The sequence below is a fragment of the Phenylobacterium sp. genome, assembly GCF_044371015.1.
Lineage (GTDB): Bacteria > Pseudomonadota > Alphaproteobacteria > Caulobacterales > Caulobacteraceae > Phenylobacterium.
The window spans coordinates 1-4,484 of the sequence record NZ_JBILUK010000249.1 but is presented as its reverse complement, the minus strand read 5'-3'; the positions used below and the strand labels follow the sequence as shown (position 1 = coordinate 4,484).

Annotated in this window: 4 protein-coding genes; 3 read left to right on the top strand and 1 reads right to left on the bottom strand. The window is 70.0% G+C overall.

All coding sequences use genetic code 11. From position 1 onward, the window contains the following. Positions 1–825, bottom strand: an 825-nt coding sequence (locus ACIQ3R_RS15600) for a Na+ dependent nucleoside transporter N-terminal domain-containing protein (RefSeq protein ID WP_397419776.1), incomplete at its 3' end; no start/stop codon positions are given. Between the two features lie 82 nt (positions 826–907). Between ACIQ3R_RS15600 and ACIQ3R_RS15595 the strand changes: the two genes are divergently transcribed. The 3 genes from ACIQ3R_RS15595 to ACIQ3R_RS15585 are packed head-to-tail and all read left to right on the top strand — an operon-like array spanning position 908 to position 4,377. Further along, entirely contained in the window at positions 908–1,510 is a 603-nt protein-coding gene (locus ACIQ3R_RS15595) for a CDP-alcohol phosphatidyltransferase family protein (RefSeq protein ID WP_397419775.1), read from the top strand. A 39-nt stretch (positions 1,511–1,549) separates the two neighbouring features. Beyond that, positions 1,550–4,093, top strand: a complete 2,544-nt coding sequence (locus tag ACIQ3R_RS15590; protein ID WP_397419774.1) for a helicase-related protein — start codon at positions 1,550–1,552, stop codon at positions 4,091–4,093. A gap of 5 nt (positions 4,094–4,098) precedes the next feature. Beyond that, positions 4,099–4,377: an RNA-binding S4 domain-containing protein gene (locus ACIQ3R_RS15585; RefSeq protein WP_397419773.1), complete on the top strand. Its 279-nt coding sequence runs from the start codon at positions 4,099–4,101 to the stop codon at positions 4,375–4,377. The last annotated feature ends 107 nt before the right edge of the window (positions 4,378–4,484 follow it).

Here is a 4,484-nt window from a genome sequence, read left to right as displayed (position 1 = left end):
GATCACCCCGATCACCGCGAACATCAGCTGCACGCCTTCCATGGCGCCGCGCACCACCGCATCCAGCGCGCCATCGTAGCGGAGGGAGGTCTCGTCGAGCCGCGCCTCGGTCCGGCCATCGTCGGGCGCCATCAGGCGCGCAATCAGGATCGACGCCGGCAGGCAGATCAGCGAGGCCGAGATCATGTGGCCCACCGCGTCCGGCGTCACCTTCGACAGCGTCTGGGCATAGAGGATCAGGACCGCGCCCGAGATCGTCGACATGGCCAGCGTCATGGTCGCGAACAGTTCCGAGCGGCTCATGGTCTCGAACCAGGCGCGCACCACGAGCGGGGCCTCAACCACGCCCAGGAAGATGTTCGCCCCGCCGCTCAAGCCGACGACCCCGCTGACCCCCAGCGTGCGCTGCAGCGCCCACGACAGGCCCCGCACCAGCACGCCCAGCACCCCCAGATGCCAGGCCAGCGCCGCCAAGGCCGAATAGACGATGATCAGCGGCAGGATCTGAAACGCCAGCACCACAGGCGCGGCGGCGCCGGGCTTCAGCACGAACGGCGCCTCGCCCCCGCCGATGAAGCCGAACATGTAGCTGGAACCGGCCAGCGTCGCGGTCTCGATCGCGGAGACGGCATGGTTGGCCAGGCTCAGCACCTGCCAGACGCCGGGCGCCAGGGTCAGCGTCGCCGCGATCGCGATCTGCAGCGCCACGGCCCCGCCGATCCAGCGCCAGCTCGGCCGCACCCGCCGGTTCTCGGACAATCCCCAGGCGATCAGCAGGATCAGCGCGAGCCCGATCAGTCCCTGCGCCTGCGCCAGTATCGCCATGTGGCTCTCCCCGCCCCGCGACCAGACTTAGCGCGCTTCGCGGCCGTGGACAGCGCTCGCCGGGCGTCGGAAGGTCGCACCCGTGTTCGACACCCTGCTGCGCCGTCTGATCGACCCCCCCCTCGCCCGCGTCGGCGCCGCGCTGGCGCGCCTTGGAGTCCGCGCCGACCACCTCACGCTGCTGGGCGGAGCCTTGGCCTTGCCTATTGGTTGGGCCATAGCCTCCAACGCTTTCGGCCTCGCGCTGGCCCTCATCGCGCTGAACCGCCTACTGGACGGCCTCGACGGCGCCGTCGCCCGCGCCGCCGGCCCTACGGAGCTTGGCGGCTATCTCGACAGCCTCTGCGACTATCTCTTCTACCTGGCCGTGCCGGTGGGCTTCGGCCTCGCCGATCCGGCCAACACCGCCGCCGCCCTGCTGCTGACGGCGAGCTTCACGCTCACCGCCGTCAGCTTCCTGGCCTACGCCGCCATCGCCGCACGGGCGGGTGCGAAGCCCGCGGAGCCCAAGGCGTTCATCTACAGCCGCGGCCTGGCCGAAGGCGCCGAGACCATCCTCGCCTTCGTGCTCATGTGCCTGCTCCCCGCCGCCTTCACACTGATCGCCGGACTTTTCACGTTCCTTTGCGCCGCGACGGTCGTTCAGCGGATCGCCATGGCGCGCCGCCTGCTTTCCGACGCCTGAGCGCTTGCCCGACTCCCTTCTCCGCCCCACCTTCGGCGCATGAGCCACCGCCCAACGGGCGCGGCCCCGCCCCGACTGGTGGCGGTGCTGGGTCCGACCAACACCGGAAAGACCCACCTGGCGGTCGAGCGGATGCTGGGCCATGCGTCCGGCATGATCGGCTTGCCGCTGAGGCTGCTGGCCCGCGAGATCTACGACCGTATTGTCAAGGCGCGGGGGCCGCGCGCTGTGGCGCTGATCACTGGCGAGGAAAAGATCATCCCGCCCCGGCCGCACTACTATGTGTGTACGGTCGAAGCCATGCCGCTCTCCATCGAGGTGGAGTTCCTGGCGGTCGACGAGATTCAGCTGGTCGCCGACCCCGAGCGCGGCCACGTCTTCACCCACCGCCTGCTGCACGCGCGAGGAACCGCCGAGACCATGCTGCTGGGCGCGGGCGCCATGGCGCCGCTGGTGCGCCGGATGCTGCCGCATGCTGAGATTCAGACCCGGGAGCGGTTCTCCACCCTGTCCTACGCCGGCCCCAAGAAACTGACCCGATTGCCGCGCCGCTCGGCCGTGGTCGCCTTCTCCACCGAGCAGGTCTACGCCATCGCAGAGCTGATCCGCCGCCAGCGCGGCGGCGCGGCCGTCGTGATGGGCTCGCTGTCGCCTCGTACCCGCAACGCCCAGGTGGCGCTCTATCAATCGGGCGAAGTGGACTTCCTGGTCGCCACCGACGCCATCGGCATGGGCCTCAACATGGATGTCGACCATGTGGCGTTTGCGGGGCTCTCCAAATTCGACGGGCGCCGGACGCGCCATCTCACCGCCCCTGAGATCGCGCAGATCGCCGGTCGGGCCGGGCGCCACCTCACCAATGGCACCTTCGGCGTCACCGGCGAGACCCACGATCTTGACGCCGATCTCGTCGAAGCGGTCGAGAACCACGCCTTCGAACCGGTTGCGGGCGCAGAATGGCGCAATGCACGGCTCGACTTCGCCAACCTGCCCGCCCTGCTGACCAGCCTCGCCCGCCCGCCCGGTCGCGAAGGCCTGCGGCTCTCCGCCGAGGCACTGGACGAGAAGACGTTGAAGGCCCTGGCCGAGGACGAGACGATCCGCACCCGCGCCAGGGACCGCACCAATCTGACCCGCCTCTGGGACGCCTGCCAAACGCCGGACTTCCGCAAGTTGGCGCTCGACGAGCATGCGGGCCTCGTACGCGGAATCTTCCTGCAACTGACGGAACACCGCCGCCGCATCACGGACGACTGGGCGGCTCGTCAGTTCGCCCAGGTCGACCGGATCGATGGCGAAATCGACGCCCTGGCCGCCCGCCTGGCCAGCGTGCGCACCCTCACTTATCTCGCCAATCGACCCGACTGGCTGATCGATCCGGCGCACTGGCAGGCCCGAACGCGAGACTTGGAAGACCGCCTTTCTGACATACTGCACGAGAAACTGATGGCACGGTTCGTAGACCGGCGGACCAGCGCGCTGATGCGTGGCCTTCGCGTGCGCGAGGACGTGTTGGCCGGTGTCAGCGGCGACGGAACCGTCACGGTCGAGGGCCATTTCGTGGGAAGGCTGGCCGGGGTCGCCTTCGAAGCCGCCCGCGGCTCAAGCGCGTTGGAGGAGAAAGCCCTGCGCGCCGCCGCCCGCACCGCCGTGGCGCCGGAAATCACCCGCCGACTGGGACGGCTTGCCGCCGACGCCGACGAAGCCTTCGCGCTGGGCGCCGACGGCGCGGTGCTGTGGCGGGGCGAGATCGCCGGCGTCATCTCGGGCGGCGAGGCCCTGCGACCGCGCGTGCGCCTCGTGGGCGATCTCGGGCCGGACGCGGCGCGCCAGCGGGCGACGCAACGGCTCGAGGCCTTTCTCGGCGAAGAGGCGCGGCGGAGGCTGGCGGCCCTTCACGGACTTGAGACCGCGCTCTCCGAGGGCCGCCTTCGCGGTCTGGCCCGCGGCCTTGCCTTCCAGCTCATCGAGGCCGCCGGCGTGTTGGATCGTGCGGCGGTCAGCGACGCGGTCCGCGCTCTTAGCCCGGCCGAACGCAGAGGCCTCAGGGCGCTGGGCGTACGGCTCGGGGCCTTCTCGGTATTCCTGCCCGGCATCCTTGCCCCGCGCGCGCGCCAGTTGACCGAGACGCTGGCCCGTATCGACGCCGGAGGTTGGCGTCCGCCGACCGATCGTCCGAGCCGACTCCCCGCCCAGACGCCCAGCGGCCGCGTCCTGGCCGCGCGCGGGTTGCGGGCGGTGCGCGGCCTAGCCGTTCCTGTGCTCCAGCTCGAACGTCTGGATGACCTGCTGCGCGCTGCGCAGCGGGTGAGTGGCGGGGTGCGTGTGACGCCAGGGATGATGACCGAACTCGGCTGGCGCGAGGACGATGCCCGCGCGATCCTGAAGGGCCTCGGTTTCAACGCCTCCGGCAAGCCGGACACCGAGGGTCAGATCTGGCGTCGTCGGGCTGAGCGCGACTTCAGGGTCGAGCACAAGGCGGCGGCCGCGCCCCATTCCCCGTTCGCCGCCCTGGCCGCCCTCCGTCCCGCACAGGCCCCAGCCCGGCGGCCCCGACGGCGCAAAAGCGCGACGTCTCCGTGAATGAAATGGTCGATAGCGCGCGCACAGACGTCTGGCTGTGGCGCGCCCGTTTCTTCAAGACCCGCAGCGCCGCCGCCACCTTCATCGATTCGGGTCGCGTCCGACTGACCCGCCATGGCCAGGAAACGCGGCTCGACAAACCCTCGCGAACCGTGCGGGTCGGCGACCAGTTAATGTTCGCCATCGCCGGGCGACTGATCGATGTGGAGGTTGTTTCGCTCGGTGAGCGGCGCGGGCCACCCTCCGAAGCGCAAAAGCTGTATTCTGATCGCCTTCCGCTGTGACGCCGTTGTCTGTTCGGCCTTGCAGAATTCCTCACACACGGCGGCATTGACATCCAACCGCCAGCCCGTGAAAACCCCGCGCCTCTGAGGGAGGCTGCCGGAGTTCT

What these genes read in the sequence shown, in the direction of transcription:
- ACIQ3R_RS15585 (WP_397419773.1), top strand. Translation starts at nt 4,099, where the DNA reads ATGGTCGATAGCGCGCGCACAGACGTCTGGCTGTGGCGCGCCCGTTTC.
- ACIQ3R_RS15590 (WP_397419774.1), top strand. Translation starts at nt 1,550, where the DNA reads ATGAGCCACCGCCCAACGGGCGCGGCCCCGCCCCGACTGGTGGCGGTG.